Origin of the sequence: Streptomyces chengmaiensis (assembly GCF_029846775.1) — a bacterium.
GTDB lineage: Bacteria > Actinomycetota > Actinomycetes > Streptomycetales > Streptomycetaceae > Streptomyces > Streptomyces chengmaiensis.
This window is the reverse complement of the sequence record NZ_JARWBG010000003.1, coordinates 105,912-127,664: the sequence shown is the minus strand read 5'-3', so window position 1 is coordinate 127,664 and position 21,753 is coordinate 105,912. Positions and strand designations below refer to the sequence as shown.

Below are 21,753 nucleotides of genomic sequence, written 5' to 3'. Positions count from 1 at the left end.
CAGGTCGAGGCGCGCGGGGAGGATCAGGCCGGCTGCCCGGCCGTCCCGCCCGCCGACCCGTCCCACCAGCGGGCGTCCGGTCCGTCCCCCGCCGCCTGGGCCGCGAGCTCCGTGGCCGCCCGCCGCAGGGCCACCACCCCCGGCGCGTCCCGGCGGGCCGCCGCCCACGCCAGCAGCGCTGCACAGGGAGGGGCGTCGGAGACGTCGACGTACCGGATGCCGGGCCGCGGGAACAGCTCGCGGCAACTCGCCGAGACCAGCCGCAGCCCCGCGCCCTGTGCGACCGCCGCGAGACCGCCCTCGAACGTCGTCGCCGTATGCGCGGTGTACGCCACGGGTGCGCCGTCCGGTCGCGGATCGGCCGCCCAGAAGGCCCGCCACCCGTCCGGCACGGCCGGAGACAGGCCGACCACCGGCACCCGGGCCAGCTCGGCGAGCGTCACGGAACGGCGTCCGGCCAGCCGGTGGCCGTCCGTCAGGCAGGCGACGACCGGCTCTGTCGCCAGACGCAGGGACTGCACGCCGCGCGGCGCCGGGCCGTAGCACAGCACCGCGTCGACCCGCCCGTCCAGCAGCGCCCCGAACTGCTCGGTGAAGTCCACCTCTCGCAGCGCCGTCTCCAGCCCGGGATGCCGCTCCTCGACCCGCTCCAGCAAGGCCCGGATGACCGGCAGGGCAGTCACATAGCAGCCCAGGACGAGGCGGCCGGACAGCGACCGCTCCTGTTCCCGTACGGCATTTCGCAGCGCCTCGGCGGCCCCGACCGCCTCCCGGACGCGGGGGAGCAGGGCCTCACCGGCGGCGGTGAGGCGCACCCGCCGGGTCGACCGCTCCAGCAGGGCCACACCCCACTGTTCCTCCAGCCGCCGCAGCTGCCTGCTGAGCGCGGGCTGGCTGATGTAGAGGCGCTCGGCGGCGCGCCCGAAGTGCAACTCCTCGGCGAGCACCAGCAGCAGCCGCAGCTGACGCATGCTCGGATCGGACCCGTCACTCATAAACGGGACGTTATCAATCGGGGCCGTACGCGCATCAGTCAGCACTTCCCGGCAGGCAGGCGGCCCGGCGACGATGGAATCACCGCACACACCCGAGCGAGGAGTCCGTCATGCCGTCGTCGCGCCGCTGGTTCCAGTCGGTGATCCTGCTGCTGGGCCTGGTAGTGGTGGGCACCGCCCTGGCCGACATCGCCCTCGGGCCCTCCGTCCTGCCTGGCGTCGTCGAGGCCGACACGACGCTCGACAGCAACTACCGCTTCTTCGCCGGGCTGTGGTGCACCCTCGGCATCGTCATGCTGGCCACGGTCCCGCACGTCGAACGCCACGCGCTCGCGCTGCGGGCCGTGTTCGGCGCCGTGTTCCTCGGGGGGCTGGCGCGCGGCCTGTCGTATCTGTCGGTCGGCGCTCCCCACGCACTCTTCACGGCGGGCATCGGGGTCGAACTGCTGCTGCCGCCCCTGCTGCTCCTGTGGTCACGGCGGGTGTGCCGGGAGCCCGCACGGCCGGGGACGCGCTGAGAGCCCGGGCGGGGCGACCGTATCGGGGGTCGGCCGCCCCGCCCGCCGTCTTCATGACGTCCTCACGGCGTCGTAACACCGTCGGGAGCTGTCTTCGCCATGGTGTTCGCGGTGCTGCTCGCCTCTCATGTCCGGGTGGGCCCTTGCTGACAGCGGGACAGGCAGGATGCGGCCAAGTCCGTCTTATGGCCAGACCTGTTGTCAGTGGCCCGCGGCATGATGTGGGGCACGTGACGGCCCGTCCGACCGAGGGTTTTCGAGGCCGTCGGCGACAAAGGGAGGGGTGCTGTGCGCAGGCCGGTCACAGGCGAGGTGCACGTTCACTACGGTCAGATCTACGTTGAAAGCGATCCGGACAGTGCGATCCCGGACCTTTCCAAGGCGTTCGCAGGTCAGCGCGGGGGGCTGTGCGGGGCCGTAGTCCCGGGCGTGCTCTGGCTGATCACCGGGCTGCACACAGGCAACGTCGGCTTCGTCGTGGAGGTCCACGACGAAGATCCTCCGCTGGGCCCGGTCTGGGAGGACGTGGTGGAGGTGTCCTTCCGCCCGGCCTCGGAACGCACCAGTTTGGTGCAGTGGGCGGGTGAGGCCGCGTGGGACCTGGATCTCGCCCGGACCGACTACCGGGTGCGGTACTGCGCCCGGGGGATGGACGAGGGACGGGAGCTGGACACCAGGGTGGCCGGGAAGCCACAGGCGGACAGCTACCTACTGCAGTTCTGGCCCGCGCCGCCTCGCCCGGGTCGTGTGGTCCGCCAGACCTCGCGGATCGCCGCGTACTGGCACCGCTACGCGCGCGAACTTCCGCCGCCACCCACCCCCCAGCAGCGCGCCAAGACCGAATGCCTGGCCCGCCAGGCGGAGGAACGGGCCGCCGAGGAGCGGCGACTGCACCGCGAGCAGTGGGAGTGGGGCGGGCGACTGCCGAGCGAGGGGCTGCGCGGTGTCGGCGGTAACGTCCGCGGTCTGCTCCGCTTCGACGGCGACCTGGTGCACGCCCTCGACGCCGCGGGTCCGGAGGTCCAGCGTGCGGTAGCGTCGCTGGCTGCCCAGCAGGCCTGCGCGGCAGCGGGCCTGACCGAGGTTCCGTGGGTCACCCAGGCGCTCACCGCGTTGACGCAGGAACGTCCGCTGCCGCCGCCGTTCGACGACACGGCCCGGCTGTGGGAGACCCTGCGGTCCGACCCGCAGGTCCCGAGGCGGTCGGTGCTCGAGGCGATACCTCCTGGGCGACCGCCATATCGCCCACCCACGCCCCCGGCGGCGGCAGGGTGGACGTGGGTCCCGGCCGCGGAGTCGGGAGACGGGCCAAGGCGGCGGGGCCTCGGCCGGACACTGGGCGCGCTCGTACCGACTGGGCCAGTCAGTCAGAGCGCGACACCGACCGCAGGCGTGGGGCAAGGTGCTGCCGTGGTGGTGCACGCCTCCGGCACTCCGCGCGGACCCGAGCGGATCTCACAGCCGCACTTCGCCCTTCCTGCCGTGCTGGCCGCTGCCGAGCCCGACCCGCTGAAGGCGGCACTGGACGCGGTGTGGCACGCGGTAAATGCGTACGGCGAGCACTACCCAGAGTTGCTGGAGGAAATCCGGTCGGCGTGCGTCGAGCAGCTGGGAGAGTAGGGCGGCGCCACCTTCCTCAAGGGCGACGCGACCGACGGGGTCACCGGCAGGTGCGCCTGACACAGGCGGCCGCGCCCCGCGGCCCGGCCGTCGGCAGCTCAGCGTGCGGAGAAGGGCCGGGCGCACGTGGGGAGCCCGGGAGGGTCCTTCGTCCCCACCGCGGGCAGCCAGGCCATCACCCGCTCCGCGCCGTCCTGCAGGCGGACCCGGTGCCGTCGGGGTGCTGGCACTCGGCGGTGAGGGCGTCTCCGTGCCACACCTGGACGACACGGCCGCCGAGGTCGTCCCGCTGAAAGCCTTCGACGCACGCAAGGAGGCACGCGTGACGCGTCCTCCCGCATGGAGAAGCGGGAGTGCCCAGTCTGCGGGGTCACTTGGACGACCGGCACCGACCGACGTAATGACGCACGCTACCGATCAGGGCGCTGCCGCCAAGCTGCCCTTCCGCCGACGCGCAGCCGCCGAAGACGACTGACCGACAACAGCAGGAAGGCACTACTGTCCTCAGCTATGACCGAGCCGTCCTACCTGCACGCCACTCGGGTGGCCTACGACACTGTTGCCGTCGACTACGCCAAGCTCGTGCCTCCCGCGTTCGAGGACGACCTGTACGGCCGCGCGATGATAAGCACGTTCGCCGAACTCACGCGGGCCCTGGACGCCGGGCCCGTCGCTGACCTCGGCTGCGGGCCCGGCCACGTGACAGCGCACCTTCAGTCCCTCGGGGTGACCGCGTTCGGCATCGACCTGTCTCCCGAGACGGTTGCGGTTGCCCGGCGCAGGCATCCGGACCTGCAATTCGACGAAGGGTCGATGACGGACCTGGACCGGGCGGATGGCAGTCTTGGCGGCATCATCGCCTGGTACTCAATCGTCCATACCCCTCCGGAGCTGCTGCCAGTTGTATTCGCAGAGTTCCACCGCGTGCTGGCTCCGGGTGGCCATCTGCTGATCGCCTTCAAGGCCGGTGACAGGCTCCGGCACCTGGAGCATGCATACGGGCACGAGTTCTCCCTCGACGTCTACTGGGTGTCTCCCGACCGCATCGCTGAGCTGCTGAGCCAGACCGGGCTTGTGGTGGACGCCCGGCTGATCCGCGAGCCCAACGAGCAGGAGAAGCCCCGGCAAGGCCGGCAGGCATACCTCGTGGCTCGAAAGCCAGGGAAGTCGGTTGGAGATCTGGAAACGCGGGCAGCCGACAACATCTCCTGAGACGAACTCGCCGATCTGATCCCCGGCGACAACATCAAATGAGACCGGCCGCCGGGCCGGTCTCACCACTGCTTTCATCCGCCCAGGTCCATGCGGTCAGACGTCTGCCCCGAGCGCGGTGGGAAGTGATTGCCCGGGTCAGTGCGGGGCCGGCGGTCTGCCGGTGAAGCGGCGCCGGGTCACGCTTTCACGAGTTCTTTTCTGATCAGGCTCTCGGCGGCTGCGAGGATGGCGGCCTCGGGACTGCTGCGGGGCTGCCACCCCAGGACGCGTCGGGCTTTTGCGCTGGTCGTCTTTCTGACGAAGCCGAGGTCCGGCACGACCGTACGGAGCTCCTTGTCGAAGAGGGAGGCGACGCGCACCACGGCATTGGGGATGGACCGGGTCGGCACGTGTTTGGCCGCGTCTCCGAGATTGGCTCTGAGGACGGCGCCGATCTGCTTCATCGGGATCGCCGGGCCGCCGGCGGTGAGGAAGCGCTGACCGGCGGCTTCGGGGGTGGTCATGGCCAGCAGGTGCGCGCTTGCCACATCGCGTACGTCGACGATCGGGATCCACAGATCGGGATAGCCGGGCATCGCCCCGTCGAGGCTTCGCTGGATGAGGTGGTTCGACCCGGAGACCGCCCTGCCCATCACGGGTCCCATGACTGCGACGGGAAGGACCGTGGCGAGTTCCGTCGAGCCGCCCTCGGCGTCGATGAAATCCCACGCGGCGCGCTCGGCCAGCGTCTTGCTCCTGGTGTACGCGGTGGCGCCCGGCCCGTCGAGGACGCTCCAGTCCTCCTCGGTGAACTGGTGGTCGGTGTGCGGGTACCCGTAGGCGACCGCATGGAACGCAGAGGTCAGGACGACCCGTTCGACACCGGCGTCGCGGGCCGCCCGCAGCACGCGCAGAGTGCCTTCACGCGCCGGAACGATGACATCGTCCTCGTTCCCGGCATGCTCCACATGCACGGGAGAGGCCACATGCAGCACAGAGTCGCACCCGGCGACGGCATCGGCCCACCCTGCGTCACGCGTGAGGTCCGCCGCCACGAAGCTCAGCGCGCCGCCGTTCACCATCCCGGCGTCGCCGAGCTGCGTCCGGACCTCGGGTTCGCGCCCGAGGGTGCGCACGGTCGTGCGCACCCGGTATCCCTGCTCCAGCAGTTGGAGAATGCAGTGCCCCGCGATGAAGCCGGACCCGCCGGTGACGAGGACACGAGGCTGCGACGCGGTCATGCCCGGGCCCCCGGGAGCGGTGTGTTGATCATCTGTCTTCCTTCCGCGCTCGCCCAGCTCACTGGGGCGTGGACAACTGTCGGGGCCGTCGAGCGGCTCCGGGCCTCACCGCGCTGACACGGCCGCCGGCTCGGGGCCGCGGACGTGCTGGGTGAGGAAGAGGGACGCGCGCTCCAGCGCCTCGTCGGCCTCGTCGAGAACGCCGGCGAAGGACTGGAACACGTGGGGCACGTCGGCGGTGATGTCGAGGACCACGCTCACGCCGACGGCGCGGGCGCGGGCGGCCATGCGGATCGAGTCGTCCGAGTCCTCGGTGAAGCAGGCCGCCATCTCCTCGTAACAGCCGCGGTCGCGGCTCTGCCGCTCACGCAGCTCCGGCTGCGTGACGTCGTCTGCACTCATGACGGGCCTTCTTGTCCTTTGCCGACAGGGAAGCGGACCGCCGGGCGCAGGCGTGCAGGGGGAAACCCGCTTCGGCGACGGCCCTCGCCATGGGCAGGCCCTGGTCGCCCAGCCCGATCCAGCCCACCGCGGGGGCGCCAATGTTCCCGTCGCCGTCATGCCTCCACGATGGGCGCAGAACACAGGAACAGGCAGTAGACCCGTCTTCATAGGACTGCCAGTGCCAGGCGCGCCTCATGGCACACAAGCCAGACTGTCCGGCATGGCAACGACAGAACTCGGCACAGCCCTGCGGCGCTGGCGTGACCAGGTCTCACCCGAGACGGCGGGCCTTCCCTCAGGCGGCCACCGGCGCGCCGCGGGGCTGCGGCGCGAAGAGCTGGCCCAGCTGGCCGGCATCTCCGTCGACTACGTCACCCGTCTCGAACAGGGCCGGGCCACCAATCCCTCCAGGCAGGTCGTCGAAGCCCTCGCCCGGGCCCTGCGGCTCACCAGCGCCCGGCGCGCCCATCTCTTCCAACTCGCCGGTCTCGTCCCCCCGGGCCCGGAGAAGGTCGCGGCGTACATCACGCCCAACGTCCAGCGGATGCTCGACCGGCTCGCCGGAACCCCCGTCGCGGTCTTCGACGCCGCATGGACCCAGCTGCTCGCCAACCCCCTGTACACGGCGCTGATGGGGGAATGGCACGGCAACGACCTCAACGCCGTGTGGCGCAACTTCCTCGGCGCCGGAGCCCGCGTGCGCCACACCCCCGAATCCCGGAGCGCACTACGTGCCGCGCAGGTCGCCGACCTGCGCAGAACAGCAGGCCGCTACCCGGCCGATCGGCGACTGCAGCACCTCATCTCCCAACTGCGAGCCAGAAGCGCCGAGTTCGACGACCTCTGGGAATCCGGGGCCGTCGGCCGGCACCAGTCCGCCCGCAAGACCGTCGACCACCCCCACGTCGGCGCCCTCACGCTGGACTGCGACGTACTCGTCGTCGCCGACAGCGACCTGCGCATCATGGTCTACACCGCAGAACCCGGCAGCCGGGACGCCGAACGCCTCGCGCTCCTCGCCGTCATAGGAAGCCAGGCACTCACCGGATAGCCGACAATCCGCCGGCCGTCACCCGTGCGCCTCCGGCCTCTCGCCACACTTGCACGGAGAGATCCGCATGGTCGGCCGCACCGCACCGCGGACCGGGATCGGCCGCCTGCGCCCGGCCCGGGGCGCGGGGTCCTCGCCGCCGCGGTCGATGCTGCCGCTGATCCGGGAGTACGGCCTCGAGGTGGCCTGACGAGGGCGTTCGCGGCGGGCGGGCCGCGGGGGGCCCGTCCGCCGTCGGCCGAACGTGGGTCTGTGCGGAGCGGGCGTTATACCCCAGGGGCCGCGGGCAGTCATCGGACCATGCCCCTGCTCGTCGGAACCTCGGGATGGCAGTACAAGGACTGGCGCGGTGTGCTCTATCCGGCCGGGACGCCACAGCGGCTGTGGCTGGAGGAGTACGCACGGAACTTCGCCACCGTCGAGAGCAACAACGCCTTCTACCGGCTGCCCACCACGGAGAACTTCGCCTCCTGGCGGGAGCGGACGCCGGAGGGGTTCGTCATGGCGGTCAAGGCGAGCCGCTATCTGACGCATGTCAAGCGGTTGCACGACCCCGAGTCGCCGGTGCGGCTGCTGCTGGAGAGGCTTCAGGGACTGGGGGATCGGCTGGGGCCGGTGTTGTTGCAGTTGCCGCCGAACTTCCGCGCAGACGTCGGCGCTCTGGATGCGTGTCTGCGGTGCTTTCCCGACGCCGTGCGGGTGGCCGTGGAGTTCCGCCACACCTCGTGGTGGGACGCGGAGCGGGAGGTGCGGGCGGTGCTGCGTGAACACGGCAGCGCCCTGTGCTGGGCGGACCGCGGGTCGCGCCCGGTGACGCCGCTGTGGCGCACGGCGTCCTGGGGATACCTGCGGCTGCACGGCGGCGGCGCCGCACCGCCGCCGCGCTACGGACGGCAGGCACTCGCCTCCTGGGCCCGCCGGATCGCCGACGCCTGGCCGGACAAGGCCGACGTCCATGTGTACTTCAACAACGACATTGGCGGTGCGGCCGTCGCGGACGCATCGCACTTCGCACGGCTCGCGGCCGCGCGAGGACGCACGGTGAGCCGCACACCGCGGACGACGGAGACGTAGTCGACGGGGCGGCGCTCGCCCGCGAGCCCGGCCGTGCTGCGCGGCTGCACTCCCCGCCGGCAGATCGCCCGTGTCAGGGTCCGCCGCACACGCCGGCAGGAGCGCCCGTCCGCGCTCGCGCAGCGCTGCGGAGCCTGACACCCGCGGCGCAGACCGGCGCGCGTCGACGCGGAGGTCACCGAGCATCCGCGCACCGGCATTCCGCAGCTGACCGGGCGCCGGGGGCGTACATCCCGTCCCGGACGGCGTGCGGTGCGGGGAGGGAGGAGCCGAGGCGACCCAGCTGCGCCCGCCGCAGGGGCGCACCCGGAGGTCCCCCAGGCGGGGCTTGATTTCCGGGGCCCCGGAAAGTCCGGCCCGTCCGGCGATTGAAGACCGGGGCACGGGGGGCAGCCACGGGAGGTGGGGGTCACCCACGCCCCAGGGCCCAGGGGGAGGGGTGGGGGAGAAACCGACAGGAAGCCACCGGCGATACTGGGCGCGCCCCCGTCCGCCCCGACGCTCCGGCCCCCGGACGTCCGCACCCCAAGAACGGCAGCGCAATGACCGCAGACACCCGTCGCATCCTTGTCATCGGCATCGGAGCCGGTGACCCCGACCATCTGACGCTCGCCGCCGTCAAGGCCATGCGCCGTGCCGATGTCTTCTTCGTCATCGGCAAGGGGGAGGAGAAGTCCGGGCTGACGGATCTGCGCCGGGACATGCTCGACGAGCACGTGCCCGGACCGTACCGGGTGGTGGAGGCCGAGGACCCCTGGCGCGACCGGACGCCGCAGGACCGCTCCCGGTACGCGTCGGCGGTCGACGACTGGCGGCGCCGCCGCGCGGACGTCTACGAGCGGCTGATCCGCGAGGAGCTCGCACCCGGCGAGCACGGGGCCTTCCTCGTCTGGGGCGACCCGTCGCTGTACGACAGCACGCTCGCCATCCTCGACGACATCCGCGGCCGCGATACGGTCGCCTTCGAGCACGAGGTGATCCCCGGCGTCAGCAGCGTCTCCGCGCTGGCCGCCCGGCACCGGATCCCGCTCAACCAGGTGGGGCGGCCCGTCCACATCACCCCGGCCCGCCATCTCGCCGACCGTGTCGGCGAGGGCCCCGCGGAGACGCTCCCCGACGACGGCGACGTCGTCGTCATGCTCGACGCCCACCAGACGTTCACCCGCTTCACGGGCGGGGACCTGTGGATCTACTGGGGCGCGTACCTCGGCACCCCGGACGAACTCCTGGTCTGCGGGCCCGTGTCCGAGGTGGCCGACCGCATCCTCGAGGTGCGCGCCGAGGCCCGCGCCCGGCACGGCTGGATCATGGACACCTATCTGCTGCGCCACCACGGCTGAGCAGGCGAGGGCCGGGCAGGACGGACGAAGCCGTCCTGCCCGGCCCTATGCGCTCCGTCAGGTCGTCACCGGCCCGTCACCGGCCCGGCACCAAGTCGGGATCAGGCCGTCATCGGGGCGGCAGCTCCCCGCGCACCGTCCGCGCCGCCGCGACGAGGTTCTCCAGCGACGCCTTCGTCTCCGGCCAGCCGCGTGTCTTCAGCCCGCAGTCCGGATTCACCCACAGCCTTTCGGCCGGGATGGCCTCGAGCCCCTCGCGGAGCAGCGCCGCCGCCTCCTCGGCGCTGGGCACGCGCGGTGAGTGGATGTCGTACACGCCGGGTCCCGCCTCGCGCGGATAGCCGTGGGCGGCGAGTTCCCGGGCGACCTGCATATGGGAGCGGGCCGCCTCCAGGCTGATGACGTCGGCGTCGAGGTCGTCGATGGCCTGGACGACGTCGCCGAACTCGGCATAGCACATATGGGTGTGGATCTGGGTGTCCGGCCGGACGCCGCTTGTGGTCAGCCGGAACGACTCCGTCGCCCAGGCGAGATAGCCGGCGTGGTCGGCGGACCGCAGTGGCAGGGTCTCCCGCAGGGCGGGCTCGTCCACCTGGATCACCGAGGCGCCGGATGCCTCCAGGTCCTGCACCTCGTCGCGCAGGGCCAGGGCGACCTGGCGCGCGGTCTCGTTGAGCGGCTGGTCGTCGCGGACGAAGGACCAGGCAAGCATGGTGACCGGGCCCGTCAGCATTCCCTTGACGGGACGGTCCGTCAGCGACTGGGCGTACCGCGTCCAGCCGACCGTCATCGGCGCCGGCCGGGAGACGTCGCCGACGAGGACCGGCGGCCGGACATAGCGGGTTCCGTAGGACTGGACCCAGCCGTGACGGGTGGCGACATAGCCGCTGAGCTGTTCGGCGAAGTACTGCACCATGTCGTTGCGTTCGGGCTCGCCGTGGACCAGGACGTCGATCCCCGCCTCCTCCTGGAAGGAGATCGCCTCCTGGATCGCGGCCCTGATGTGCTCCTGATATCCGGCGGCGTCGATCCGGCCCGCGCGCAGACCGGCGCGGGCGGTGCGCAGGCCGGTCGTCTGCGGGAAGGAGCCGATGGTGGTGGTCGGCAGCGGGGGCAGCTTCAGATGGGCCCGCTGGGCGGCCGTCCGTTCGGCGTAGGGCTGGGAGCGGCGGGCGTCGGCGTCGGTGACTGCCCCCGCCCTGGCCCGTACGGCGGGGTCGCCGGTGAGTGACGAGTCCGCGCGCGAGGCGAGATCGGCGCGGTTGGCGGCCAGTTCGGCGGCGACGCTCCCGACGCCTTCCGCCAGGCCCCTGGCGAGGGTGACGATCTCCCGGGTCTTCTGCCGGGCGAACGCGAGCCAGCGCAGGATCTGCGGATCGACGTCCGTCTCGGCCGCGGCGTCCAGCGGCACATGGAGCAGGGAGCAGGAGGCCGAGACGTCGACGCGGTCCGCGAGGCCCAGCAGTGTGCCCAGTGTGGCCAGGGACTTCTCGTGGTCGTTGAGCCAGATGTTGCGGCCGTCGACGACGCCCGCGACCAGCCGCCTGCCAGGCAGGCCGCCCACCGCTGCGAGACCCTCGAGGTTCGCGGCGGCGGCGCCGGTGAAGTCGAGGGCCAGTCCGTCCACCGGGGACTCGGCGAGCACCGGCAGGGCCTCGCCGAGTCGGCCGAAGTAGGAGGCGACGAGCAGCTTGGGGCGGTCGGCAAGACCGCCGAGGTTCCCGTAGGCGCGGGCGGCGGCGTTCAGTTCGGCGGGGGTTCGGTCCTGGACGAGGGCCGGCTCGTCGAGTTGCACCCATTCGGCGCCTGCCGCCCGCAGATCGGCCAGCACCTCGGCGTAGACCGGAAGCAACCGATCCAGCAGGGTGAGCGGTTCGAAGTCCGCGGCGGCGCCGGGCGCGGGCTTGGCCAGCAGCAGATAGGTGACCGGGCCGACGAGCACGGGCCGGGCGGCCGGCCCGAGGGCCAGCGCCTCCCGCAGTTCGCCGGTCTGCTTGGCACAGTCCGCGGTGAAGACGGTGTCGGGGCCCAGTTCCGGCACCAGGTAGTGGTAGTTGGTGTCGAACCACTTGGTCATCTCCAGGGGCGCGACGTCCTGGGTGCCGCGGGCCATCGCGAAGTACCCGTCCAGGGCGTCGGCGGCGACCGCCGCACGGTGCCGTTCGGGGATCGCCCCGACCATCACCGTGGTGTCGAGGACATGGTCGTAGTACGAGAAGTCACCGGTCGGCACCTCGTGAACGCCTGCACGGGCCAGCTCACGCCAGTTCGCCCGGCGCAGTTCCGCGGCGGTCCCGGCCAGGGCGTCGGCGGTGACCGTGCCCTTCCAGTAGCCCTCGACCGCCTTCTTCAGTTCCCTGTTCGGCCCCTGTCGGGGGTAGCCGTGCACGGTGGCCCGTGCAGCCGCGGCTGCGGGCTTCGTCATGACACTCTCTCCTTCGCGAAGATGTCCTGGGCATCCCGGGAACCGGGGGAGAGCGCGAAGGGGGAGACGCAGGCGGCCGCAACGGCCGTGGCAGGCCGTTCGCCTGGTGTGGTCGCCGACCCGCCCTCGAGGTCACCGGGATGTCCGCGCACGATCGTCCGTACGCGGGCAACGGGCAGGTCTTCGGACTCGCGGGCGCGTGCGGCCCGGAAAGGGCGCACTCCTACTGGCCGTCGCTTCCCGGACCCGGTTCGGGTCCAGTGCGTATGACGGCGGTCGTTCCCGCTCACCGCTGCGGGGCAGTCCCGGATTCCCACCGGGTTCCCTCTTGCGACGCGCCTGTCTGGAGGACAGGGCGAACCAGCTGCGTCGGTCAGCCTAGCGGGAGCGGCTCGAAGACGGATGCGGCAGCCCGCATTCCGGGCAGGTGGGCTGAGACGGTTCGGGGTGCCGCGGGCACGGCCTCCCGGGCGCACGCTCCCACTGCTGCCCAGGGCCCCGCCCCGGCCACCGCAACGGGGCTGCGCTCGGACCCTCTCAAGGGGCGGTCGTCCCGTGCCCGCCGATCGCGCCGATCGCGTCCAGGGTGGCGGTCACTGTTCGGTGCAGGGTGCGGGCGTCGACTCCGGCCCGCGAGCGCAGGTTCACACCATGGGCGAGGAGAGCGAGTGCCTCCGCCATCGAGTCCGGGTCGACGCCCGGATCCAGTTGATTCAGCCGGCCGGCCGTGACGAGCGCCGCGTGCAGGGACCCCCGGAGTTCCCGGTACAGACGGTCGAGCAGGGCACGCACTTCGGGGTCGCCGCTCTCGGCGCCCGCGTGGGCGTTGGAGATCATGCAACCCCAGCGCGCGTACTCGCCGTGGCAGCACGCCTCGATCAGCTCGGCGAAGAAGTCGCGAACCGCGGGAAGCCCGCGCTCGTCCTCGGCGAGGCGGCGGAACGCCGGCTGGGAACGCCGCTCTGCATAGCGCCGCAGCGCCGCTCGGTAGAGCTCCTGCTTGCCGCCGAACGTGGCGTAGAGGCTGGACCGGTTGACTCCCGTGGCCGACACCACGTCCTGGATTCCGGTCGAGACCATTCCGTCGCGCCAGAAGAGACGCACGACCGTGTCCAGGGTCGCGTCCGCGTCAAAGTGCTTGATGTCTGGCACGCCTCACCCCGGGAACCTGGACTGACGATTCCAGGATACCGCCATGGAGCTGGTGCGGGAGTGGCGCTGCCTGTATCTTGGAACGGTCGTTCCGGGTATGGGTTCGCTGCGTGCGGCGCGACGGCGCAGGCGGCCGCGTCATGCCTGAGTGCAGCGGACGTCAACGACGGCCGGCACACCGAGGCGCAGCCGCGACGCCCGGCGGGTCGCGACGCCCAACCGGTCGTGACGCCCGGCGCCTGGTCGGCCGCTCGACGCGGAGTCGCCGTACCCAGAACTCCAGAACTCACAGGAGGCACACGGACCATGCGGATCATGCGTACGCCCGATGAACGGTTCAACGACCTGCCCGACTACCCCTTCGCGCCGGCCTACGTGGATGTGGGGGCGGGGGACGGCAGCGGCGACAGGCTGCGTGTGCACTATGTGGACGAAGGCGACGGCAGTTCGGGAGAGACGGTGCTGCTGCTGCACGGTCAGCCGTCCTGGTCGTACCTCTACCGGCATATGATCCCGCCACTCGGCCAGGCGGGCCATCGGTGCGTCGCTCCCGATCTCATCGGCTTCGGCCGCTCCGACAAGCCGGCCGCCCGCTCCGACTACACCTACCAGCGCCATGTGGACTGGATGCGGGAGGCTCTCTTCGACCGCCTCGACCTGCGCGGCATCACCCTCGTGTGCCAGGACTGGGGCGGGCTCATCGGACTCCGCCTGGTGGCGGAGCACCCCGACCGTTTCGCCCGCGTCGTCGTGGCCAACACCTTCCTGCCCACCGGGGACGCCGAGCCGACGAAGGCGTTCCTGCAATGGCGCGAGTTCAGCCAGAACACGCCCGAGCTGCACGTGGGGGCCATCGTCGACTCCGGCTGCCGCAGCGACCTGTCCCCCGCGGTGACGGCGGCCTACGACGCGCCGTTTCCCGACGATTCGTTCAAGGCGGGCGCTCGCCGGTTCCCGGTGCTCGTCCCCGTCTCGCCCGACGACCCCGCCGCCGGGCCGAACCGCGAGGCCTGGCAGGCCCTGCAGCACTTCGACAAACCCTTCCTGTGCGCATTCAGCGACCAGGACCCGATCACCAGGGGTCTCGACCGGGTCTTCCAGGAGCGGGTCCCCGGCGCCCGGGGACAGAACCACACCACGATCCGGGACGGCGGACACTTCCTGCAGGAGGACCGAGGCTCCGAACTTGCCGGGATCGTGAACCGCTTCATCGCAGCCGAACCCCTCCCGTCCTGACGTCGAGGTCGATGACGAAGGGCTGGTTTCGCCGCATGGCGGCCGGACACTCCGGCCGCCACCCGGAAGACCGGCCGCCAGACGGCCGGCGTCTGTCCGACGCGCTGCCCGGGAGCGGCGTGGCGGCGGCCCGCCATGTACCCCGGCAGGCGGCCGGGGCCGGGCGGCCCGAGCCTGCCGCGGAGGGCATCGTGAACGAGCCCCGGGAGGCCGCCGCCCGACGTGTCATGACGGTGCGCTCCGTCTCGGGGCGCCCGACATGCCGCGGCGGCGCATCGCCACGCGCGCGTGCCGCGCCGCACTGGTCCGCCGCCGCAGCGGGCGCACCCATCGGCAGGCTCCGTGCGGTCGCAGCGGGCACGTGACGATCAAGGGCTGCGTCGTCCGTGTCGGCTGCACCGGCCCATATGCGCCCCTGCCCGCGCGGAATCAGTCGGCAGGTGCGGTGGCGCGCGGCATCAGGCGTGCGGCGAGCAGGCCCAGGGCTGCCGCCGCGACGGCGCTGCCGACCGCGACCCAGCGCAGTAGACCCTCGACCGACCGCCCCAGGCCCTCGTCAGCCGCCCGTACCTCGATCAGGGTCGCACTGGCGGCCACACAGAGGCCCGCCACTCCGATCACGACGGCCAGCGTGACTCCCGAGGCCTGACCGGCCCGCTCTGCCGGGACGACCACCTGGGTGCCGACGCTGCCCATCGTCCACCCCATCCCGTACCCGAACCCGGTCAGCGCCAGCCCGGGAAGATAGGTCCACAGCCCGCCGCCGAATGACGCGATGAACAGGCCGACCGCCCCGACTCCGGTGGTGGCGGCCATCGTGCGCGGGACGTCGAACCGCTCACCGAGGGGCCCCGAGAGCGGCGCCGCGACCCCAGCGGAGACGGATGCGGCGAGGAAGACCAGGCCGGCTGTCAGCGGCGAGTATCCGTCGACCTGCTGGAGATTGATGGTGACGCCGTACATGGCGACGGCGAAGGAGACGTTCGCGACCGTGGACATCAGGGTGATGACCACGTAGGGCTTGTTGCGGAACAGGTCGAGTGCGACCAGCGGCCAGCGCGCCACGCGCTCGCGGAGTACGAACGCGACCAGCAGCAGCACTCCCGCCGCTGCGATGCCGACGGCCCGTCCGGCGGGCCAGCTGGTCGAGCGGTCGACCGCGTAGGTGACGGCCGCGATCCCGAGCGCCACCGTGAGGACGCCCGGGAGGTCGATCGAACGCGGCACGGTTCCGTCGCGTGACTCGCGTACCCCCGCGACCACCACCGCGAGGGCCACCGCGCACGTCGGCACGTTGAACAGCAGTACGATGCGCCAGCTCAGCAGTTCCGTGACGCCGCCGCCGAACACGGGGCCGAGGGCCAGGGCCACGGCCCCGATCCCGTAGGCGTTGCCGATGGCCCGCATCGTCCGGTCCTGAGGGTAGGCGTCCGTGAGCACGGCGATGGCGAGCGGAAACAGCACACCCGCGCCGACGCCCTGGGCGATCCGCATGACGATGACGATGCTCGGCTCCGAGGAGAGCCCGGCGGCGAGCGAGCAGATGCCGAAGAGCGCCAGGCCGATGAGCAGCATCCGCTTGCGTCCGAGGATGTCCCCGAGCCGCCCGCCCGGGATCAGGGCGGCCGCCAGCGCCAGCATATAGCCGCTGATCACCCATTGGAGGTCCGTGGTCGTCGTGCCGAGTTCCGAGGCCATCCTGGGCAGGGCGAGGTTGAGCGCCAGGAAGTCGAGTTGCACGACGAAGATGCACAGCGAGGCGGCGATCAGTGTGAGGCCGAGACGCGGCTGCGGGGCGCCGTGGTCGCCGGAGCGGATCCCGTGGTCTTTGCCATGATGTTTCGGGTGAAGTCTGCCGAACTGCATGGCTGCTCCCACGTTTCTGCGCCGACCGGTCGTCCGGCGGACGCCTCCGGGCGTGCGGCGTCGGTGCGTCTGCCCGCCTGTCCCGCCGAGCAGCGGCGGAGATCCGTCTGCAGTCCGTCGCCACATGGAGTTCCGGCTCTATGTGAGCAGAAGAGACCCTCGAGTCGGCGCAGGCCCCTCGTGGGCGCGTCGAAGCAGGGCTTCGTCCGGGGCTCGCCAGGGGGCGCCGGCGCGGCGCTCTGCGCGGCGACGCCGACGCCGCTCTGGGCTTCGCCGGCCGCGGTTCGGACGGCCGCGCGGCACCCTGAACCGGCTGGGCGGGCGCATGGCAGGGCGCGGAGCAGCTCCATCGGACTGCTCCGCTGCCTCTGCGAAGGGCTCCGGCCCATGCCGGGCACCCGGTGGACGGAGGGCGGAGGGCGGCCGCCCCGCGAACTACGGACGGTGCAGCCGGTCGCCTGCGATGCCCTGGGCGTCGTGCGGCACCGGAGGCAGATCGCGGTCGTCGAAGGTGTAGGCCAACTCGTCGACCACGGCCACGACACCGTCGACCAGCCCCGTCATATGCACCGTCATGGCCTTCTCGCTGTAGCGCTCCAGCGTTCCCGACAGGGTGACCACCCCGTCTGCCACGGACACGCCGACGGCGTGCGGATCGAGCCAGAGGCTCTTCCCGACGACGTCGTCGACGACCGATCGCCTGATGGCGTCGTCAGGCCGGAGGAACGCGTTGAGCAGTTCACGGCGGGTCACGATGCCCGTCAGCCGGCCCTCGCCGTCCACGACGGGCAGGCGGTTCACCCGGTGCTCCACCATGATCCTGGCGGCTTCTGCGATCGTGGCCTCCTCCGCGACGGTGACCGCCGGGGCGGTGAGCAGTTCCCGCGCCGTCAGAGCGTGCGTCTTCGCCCGCGCCCGCCGCGCCGAGGGCAACCAGGCGCGCAGCAGCCGCCTGAGCCGCCTGAGCCGCCCGTGCGGCTGTTCCGCGCAGTCGGCCTGATGGTGCATCAGATCGGATTCCGACACCACGCCGAGCAGCCGCCGCTCGCCGTCGAGCACGGGCGCCCCGCTGACGCGGTGGGCGTCCAGGGTCCGTGCGATGTCCTTGAACCCGGTGTCCGGCGCGATCGCTGTCACTTCCGTGATCATCACGGCGCCGACCTTCGTCTGTCGCATGACTCGGCCTTCCTCTCCTCAGGCCTCTCCTCGGGGGCCTTCCAGGGGCCTCTCCTCGCGGCGCGCAGCGTTCCCGCACCAGGCCGCGGCGGCCCGGGCTCACGACGCGCCGCCCGTGCCCGCGCCGCTGCGGTTCAGGCTCGAGGCGGCGGCCAACGCGATCATTCCGACTGCCATCATGATCAGCCCGACCAGCGGCCGGTCGGCGCTCTGCCAGCGCCAGTCCACGGCGAAGACGAGGATCGCGCCCAAGCCGATCGATGTGACGGCTCCGATGGCCAGCAGCCCTGCCATATGCCCACCTCCTGTGATGGTCGTCCGGGGTCGTCCACGGCTGTCCGCCTGGGTGTTCCTCACTGTCCGGCAGCCGCCGGCGCCCGGACACGGGGCGAGCGACCCTCACCCGGGGCCACTCGGCCCTGAGCTGCCGTCAGCCGGGCCCGACCGGACAACCCCGGGCGCACACCCCCATACGGCGGACGCGACCGATAGGGTGACGCCTGCCGACACAGCGGGCGACAGCCGAAGGAGGGCCAGTGGGCGCGGAGGAGACGCTGTCGCGCATACCCCGGATGCGGCTCGACGAGCTGCTGGAAGAGCTGCAGGCGCGCATCAACGCCGCTCGCGGCACCCGCGACCGGGTGCACAGCCTCCTGGAGGCGGTGGTGTCCGTGGGGCGGGAGCTGGACCTCTCCCAGGTGCTGCGCCGCATCGTCGAGGCCGCCGCCCTGCTCGTCGACGCCCAGTATGCGGCGCTCGGCGTGATCGGCCCGGACGGGCGGAGGCTGTCCCAGTTCCTCACCGTCGGGCTGACGGACGATGAGATCTCCATGATCGGGCCGCTGCCGGCCGGACACGGCCTGCTGGGGGAGCTGATCCACAACCCCGAGCCGCTGCGCCTTTCGGACCTCGGCACGCACCCGGCGTCGTACGGCTTCCCGGCCCACCACCCGCCGATGCGGACCTTCCTCGGGGTGCCGGTGCGCATCCGCGAGGAGGTCTTCGGCAACCTGTACCTCACCGACAAACGCGGCGGGCAGGACTTCGACGTGGAGGACGAGTCGGTGATCACCACGCTGGCCGTCGCCGCCGGCGTGGCCATCGACAACGCCCGGCTGTACGAGGCCTCCCAGCGGCAGCAGCGCTGGCTGCGCGCCAACGCGGAGATCAACAACAGTCTGCTCTCCGGGAGTCCGCGTGCCTCTGTGCTCGAACTGATCGCCCGCCGGGCCCGGGAGATCACCGGAGCCCGGCTGGCGGAGGTGTCGGTGCCGCTCGCCGGGGCCGACGACCTCGTCGTCGAGATGGCCGTGGGCGCGGACGACGACCGCCGGGGCCGGACGGTACCGCTCGACGGCACGCTCGCGGGGGCCGCCTGCAAGCGCGGTGAGCCCGTCACCGCGGCCGTCCTGGCCGACGACCCCGGACCCCTGGCGGAACCGCACGACTTCACGGGCCTCGGCCCGGCTGTCGCCGTCCCGCTCGTCACGGCCGCCACAACGACGCGCGGCGTGCTGATGCTGGCCCGCGCCGAGGGAGAGCAGCTCTTCACCGAAGAGGAACTCGATCCGCTGCTGGCCTTCTCCCGTCAGGCGGCGCTCGCCCTGGAGCTGGCCGAGCGCCGCAAGGACGCCGAGCAGCTGGCGCTGCTGGAGGACCGGGACCGCATCGCCCGCGACCTCCACGACCTCGCCATCCAGCGGCTGTTCGCCACCGGGATGACCCTGCAGAGCGCCGCACGCGTCGTCGGGAACGCGGCCGCGGCCGAGCGTGTCCAGCGGGCCGTGGGCGACCTCGACGAGACCATCAAGATCATCAGGTCGACGATCTTCGGGCTGCGGGCCCGCGACGACGAGACGGCCCCGAGCCTCAGGGCCCGTGTGGCCCGGGCCGTCGGCGAGGCCGCCACGACGCTCGGCTTCCCGCCGCGGTTGAGCATGGACGGACTCCTCGACACCGATGTGCCGCCCGCCGTCGCCGACCATGTGACCGCGGCCCTCGGCGAGACGCTCAGCAACGCCGCGCGCCATGCGCGCGCCACGCGGGTGGAGGTGCAACTGCGGGCCACGGCAGACGAAGTCGTCCTCAGCGTCGCCGACGACGGAGTCGGCATGCCCGAGGGCGGCAGGCGCAGCGGTCTGGACAACCTCGCCGAGCGGGCCAGGAGCGTGGGCGGGGAACTGCGGATCCACACCCCCGACGGGGGCGGCACCCGACTCGTCTGGAGGGCCCCGCTCGACGGCGAGGCCCCCGCGGACCCTCAGGAGCCGGCCCCCGCGGCGGCGGACGGCGGCTGACGCCCGGCGCCGCGGAGGCCGGCGCTACACGGTCAGCCGCGCCCCGGTGACCAGGTCCGGGCGGATCCGCAGCGCGCCGTTCATCGGCGGGCACGCCGCCCACGGGATGAGTTGCTCCGCGTACCGGGCGAGGAGACCCTCGTCGGTGACCCGGCGCGCATATCCCGTGACGACCACGCTCCAGCCCAGATGGCTCACCGGATCGATGACGTCAGCTTCGTAGGCCACCACGACCCCCGAGGCGTTCGTCGGCGCCACGATGGCGGCCAGCGAAGCCCCGTCGTGCAGCCGGACGATGATGTCGCCGCCGTCCATCACGTGGTTGACCGGCCGGACGGCCGGCAGGGCGCGCTCGGTGAACACGATGCGCCCCAGGGACACCGACCCGAGGAGCCGCAGTGCCTCGGCGCGGTCGAGGCGCGTCATACGCCGCGGCCGTGCCCCGCCTCCGTTGTGCGGCGACTGTCGGGCCGCCGCCCCGTTGTCCACCATCTCCGCCTTCTTCTCCGGCGCGCCGCCGGACGCGCCTCGCTGTCCGAGAGGGAAGCGTCTCCCCGGCGCCTGCCGCGCCGACAGGGCCGAACGGGCCCCCTCGCGGTCCCGTCCGCCCCCATCCCGCCCCGCCGTGCGGACGTCGGAGGAGGCCGGGAGAGCTCAAGGGGAGGCCGGGAGAGCTCAGACGAACGAACACGGGACCGTGCGGTGCACTTCCAGTGTGCGCAGCACGAAGCCGGGCACCCGCGGCACCCGGCACAGGCACAGCCGTACCCCCTCGGCCGCACACTGCCGGTGGAGCCGCAGCAGCAGGGCGGCCCCGGAGCTGTCGCAGAAGGTGACCCCCGCCAGATCGAGCATGACGTCACGGTGCCGGCAGGAGGCCAGCGGAGCCAGATGGGGCTCGATGCGCCCGGCCGTGTCGATGTCCAGCTCACCGGAGAGGGTGACGGACATGGTGGTGTGGTCCAGTGCGGTCGCGGTCAGTGTGATCGGGGTGGTGCTCATGACGCAGCCTCTCTGCTTCGCTGGGACAGCGCCGGGGGGAGCCGGATACGGCGACGCGCGGGCCAGCACACCAGGTCCGGGCGTCGGGAGAGCAGGTCCGCAGGCCCCTCGGGGCAGGGCCGAAGGTCCCTGCCCGGGGCCGGACGCGCAGGGGCCGGACGCGCAGAGGGGGGACCGTTCGGCCCTGGCCGGAAGGCCGCGAAGAGGAGACCATGCGCAGGGTCCGCCGTCGGCGGACCGGACCCGGCGACAGCGGAGTGTGTGATGACGGACAGCAGCGGCAGCCCCGCGAAGGCCCGGATCGGCGTCTTCCTTCTCGACGACCACGAAGTGGTGCGCCGCGGTGTGCACGATCTGCTGGACGCCGAACCGGACATGACCGTCGTCGGCGAGGCGGCGACCGCGGAGCAGGCGCTGGCCCGTGTGCCCGCCCTGCGCCCCGACGTCGCCGTGCTGGATGTGCGCCTGACCCAGGGGGACGGCGTCACCGTCTGCCGTGAACTGCGTTCGCGCATGCCGGAGCTGGCCTGTCTGATGCTCACCTCGTTCGACGACGAGGAGGCGCTGCTCGATGCGATCATGGCGGGGGCGGCCGGCTATGTGCTCAAGCAGATCAGCGGCACCGACCTGGTCAGCGCAGTGCGCTCGGTGGCGTCGGGCCAGTCCCTGCTCGACCCCGGGGCTACCGCCCGGGTCATGGCCAGACTGCGGGGGGAGACCCGGCAGGAGGAGCAGCCCGACGCACTGCCCGGGCTGACGGACCGTGAGCGGGACATCCTGGCGCTGGTGGGGGAGGGGCTGACCAACCGGGAGATCGGCAAGCGGCTCTACCTCGCGGAGAAGACGGTCAAGAACAACATCTCCCGGCTGCTGGCCAAGCTGGGCGTGGAGCGGCGGGTGCAGGCTGCCGTCCTCGCCACGCAGACGCTCGCGCCGCACGAAGGCCGGCGCGACACGCCGTCCGCCTTGCGCCGCGACGGAGGCGGACGGAACTGATGTGCGCCCGCGCCGGGCTGGCCTCCCGCCCGGTGCGAGCCCGGAGAGACCCCGTCGCCGTGCGGGCCGGTCGCCGTGCGGGCAGTCGCCTCCCCGGGCCCGGCGTCGCCGGGACACGCCTGTGCC

The 21,753-nt window shown here is 72.3% G+C and carries 20 protein-coding genes and 1 riboswitch; of the genes, 10 read left to right on the top strand and 10 right to left on the bottom strand.

The window, feature by feature from the left end; all coding sequences use genetic code 11:
* Positions 1-23: 23 nt before the first annotated feature.
* Positions 24-995 carry a LysR family transcriptional regulator gene (locus QCN29_RS03925; protein WP_240135743.1) on the bottom strand — a complete coding sequence of 324 codons (972 nt, stop codon included), beginning with the start codon at positions 993-995 and terminating at the stop codon, positions 24-26.
* A gap of 110 nt (positions 996-1,105) precedes the next feature.
* On the opposite strand from QCN29_RS03925, the gene QCN29_RS03920 reads away from it, so the two are divergent.
* The 3 genes from QCN29_RS03920 (at position 1,106) to QCN29_RS03910 (ending at position 4,345) form a co-directional block, all read left to right on the top strand.
* Entirely contained in the window at positions 1,106-1,513 is a 408-nt protein-coding gene (locus QCN29_RS03920; RefSeq protein ID WP_240135744.1) for a DUF4345 domain-containing protein, read from the top strand.
* Positions 1,514-1,801: 288 nt separating this feature from the next.
* Positions 1,802-3,133 carry a hypothetical protein gene (locus tag QCN29_RS03915; RefSeq protein WP_279926257.1) on the top strand — a complete coding sequence of 444 codons (1,332 nt, stop codon included), beginning with the start codon at positions 1,802-1,804 and terminating at the stop codon, positions 3,131-3,133.
* Between the two features lie 510 nt (positions 3,134-3,643).
* A complete protein-coding gene (locus QCN29_RS03910; RefSeq protein WP_279926256.1) occupies positions 3,644-4,345 on the top strand; it encodes a class I SAM-dependent methyltransferase in 702 nt (233 codons plus the stop codon).
* 179 nt (positions 4,346-4,524) lie between these two features.
* Here the strand turns inward: QCN29_RS03910 and QCN29_RS03905 are convergent, their stop codons facing one another.
* Complete coding sequence (locus QCN29_RS03905) at positions 4,525-5,568, bottom strand: SDR family oxidoreductase (protein ID WP_279926255.1); 1,044 nt, start codon at positions 5,566-5,568, stop codon at positions 4,525-4,527.
* 105 nt (positions 5,569-5,673) lie between these two features.
* The gene (locus QCN29_RS03900) at positions 5,674-5,970 is read right to left on the bottom strand and encodes an alpha/beta hydrolase family protein (protein ID WP_240135752.1); all 297 of its coding nucleotides are present in this window, start codon (positions 5,968-5,970) and stop codon (positions 5,674-5,676) included.
* Positions 5,971-6,232: 262 nt separating this feature from the next.
* On the opposite strand from QCN29_RS03900, the gene QCN29_RS03895 reads away from it, so the two are divergent.
* From QCN29_RS03895 to cobF, 4 genes are all read left to right on the top strand, one after another.
* On the top strand, positions 6,233-7,063 hold the full coding sequence (locus QCN29_RS03895; RefSeq protein WP_279926254.1) for a helix-turn-helix transcriptional regulator: 831 nt from the start codon (positions 6,233-6,235) through the stop codon (positions 7,061-7,063).
* A gap of 67 nt (positions 7,064-7,130) precedes the next feature.
* Positions 7,131-7,253 carry a hypothetical protein gene (locus QCN29_RS03890; protein ID WP_279926253.1) on the top strand — a complete coding sequence of 41 codons (123 nt, stop codon included), beginning with the start codon at positions 7,131-7,133 and terminating at the stop codon, positions 7,251-7,253.
* 110 nt (positions 7,254-7,363) lie between these two features.
* Positions 7,364-8,137 (top strand): DUF72 domain-containing protein, encoded by a 774-nt coding sequence (locus QCN29_RS03885; RefSeq protein WP_279926252.1) that lies wholly within the window; start codon positions 7,364-7,366, stop codon positions 8,135-8,137.
* A gap of 542 nt (positions 8,138-8,679) precedes the next feature.
* Positions 8,680-9,477: a precorrin-6A synthase (deacetylating) gene (cobF, locus tag QCN29_RS03880; RefSeq protein WP_279926250.1), complete on the top strand. Its 798-nt coding sequence runs from the start codon at positions 8,680-8,682 to the stop codon at positions 9,475-9,477.
* A gap of 109 nt (positions 9,478-9,586) precedes the next feature.
* Here cobF and metE read toward each other — a convergent pair whose 3' ends face one another.
* Both metE and QCN29_RS03870 read right to left on the bottom strand, forming a co-directional pair.
* Positions 9,587-11,902 carry a 5-methyltetrahydropteroyltriglutamate--homocysteine S-methyltransferase gene (metE, locus tag QCN29_RS03875; protein WP_279926249.1) on the bottom strand — a complete coding sequence of 772 codons (2,316 nt, stop codon included), beginning with the start codon at positions 11,900-11,902 and terminating at the stop codon, positions 9,587-9,589.
* Positions 11,903-12,059: 157 nt separating this feature from the next.
* Positions 12,060-12,282: riboswitch (cobalamin riboswitch) on the bottom strand.
* 157 nt (positions 12,283-12,439) lie between these two features.
* Positions 12,440-13,054 (bottom strand): TetR/AcrR family transcriptional regulator, encoded by a 615-nt coding sequence (locus QCN29_RS03870; protein ID WP_279926248.1) that lies wholly within the window; start codon positions 13,052-13,054, stop codon positions 12,440-12,442.
* A 315-nt stretch (positions 13,055-13,369) separates the two neighbouring features.
* Between QCN29_RS03870 and QCN29_RS03865 the strand changes: the two genes are divergently transcribed.
* Positions 13,370-14,290, top strand: coding sequence for a haloalkane dehalogenase (locus QCN29_RS03865; protein ID WP_279926247.1), 921 nt, complete (start codon positions 13,370-13,372; stop codon positions 14,288-14,290).
* A 429-nt stretch (positions 14,291-14,719) separates the two neighbouring features.
* Here the strand turns inward: QCN29_RS03865 and QCN29_RS03860 are convergent, their stop codons facing one another.
* The 3 genes from QCN29_RS03860 to QCN29_RS03850 all read right to left on the bottom strand — a co-directional run bounded on the left by QCN29_RS03860 (position 14,720) and on the right by QCN29_RS03850 (position 17,626).
* On the bottom strand, positions 14,720-16,156 hold the full coding sequence (locus QCN29_RS03860; protein ID WP_279926246.1) for an MFS transporter: 1,437 nt from the start codon (positions 16,154-16,156) through the stop codon (positions 14,720-14,722).
* 435 nt (positions 16,157-16,591) lie between these two features.
* The gene (locus QCN29_RS03855; RefSeq protein ID WP_279926245.1) at positions 16,592-17,332 is read right to left on the bottom strand and encodes a CBS domain-containing protein; all 741 of its coding nucleotides are present in this window, start codon (positions 17,330-17,332) and stop codon (positions 16,592-16,594) included.
* Between the two features lie 99 nt (positions 17,333-17,431).
* Complete coding sequence (locus QCN29_RS03850) at positions 17,432-17,626, bottom strand: hypothetical protein (RefSeq protein WP_279926243.1); 195 nt, start codon at positions 17,624-17,626, stop codon at positions 17,432-17,434.
* Between the two features lie 242 nt (positions 17,627-17,868).
* On the opposite strand from QCN29_RS03850, the gene QCN29_RS03845 reads away from it, so the two are divergent.
* Entirely contained in the window at positions 17,869-19,629 is a 1,761-nt protein-coding gene (locus QCN29_RS03845; RefSeq protein WP_279926242.1) for a sensor histidine kinase, read from the top strand.
* A gap of 24 nt (positions 19,630-19,653) precedes the next feature.
* On the opposite strand, the gene QCN29_RS03840 is transcribed toward QCN29_RS03845, so the two are convergent.
* Together QCN29_RS03840 and QCN29_RS03835 are read right to left on the bottom strand one after the other, a co-directional pair.
* A complete protein-coding gene (locus QCN29_RS03840) occupies positions 19,654-20,121 on the bottom strand; it encodes a pyridoxamine 5'-phosphate oxidase family protein (RefSeq protein ID WP_398859108.1) in 468 nt (155 codons plus the stop codon).
* A 183-nt stretch (positions 20,122-20,304) separates the two neighbouring features.
* Complete coding sequence (locus QCN29_RS03835; protein WP_279926241.1) at positions 20,305-20,631, bottom strand: STAS domain-containing protein; 327 nt, start codon at positions 20,629-20,631, stop codon at positions 20,305-20,307.
* A gap of 264 nt (positions 20,632-20,895) precedes the next feature.
* Between QCN29_RS03835 and QCN29_RS03830 the strand changes: the two genes are divergently transcribed.
* Positions 20,896-21,627, top strand: a complete 732-nt coding sequence (locus tag QCN29_RS03830; protein ID WP_279926240.1) for a response regulator transcription factor — start codon at positions 20,896-20,898, stop codon at positions 21,625-21,627.
* Positions 21,628-21,753: the final 126 nt, after the last annotated feature.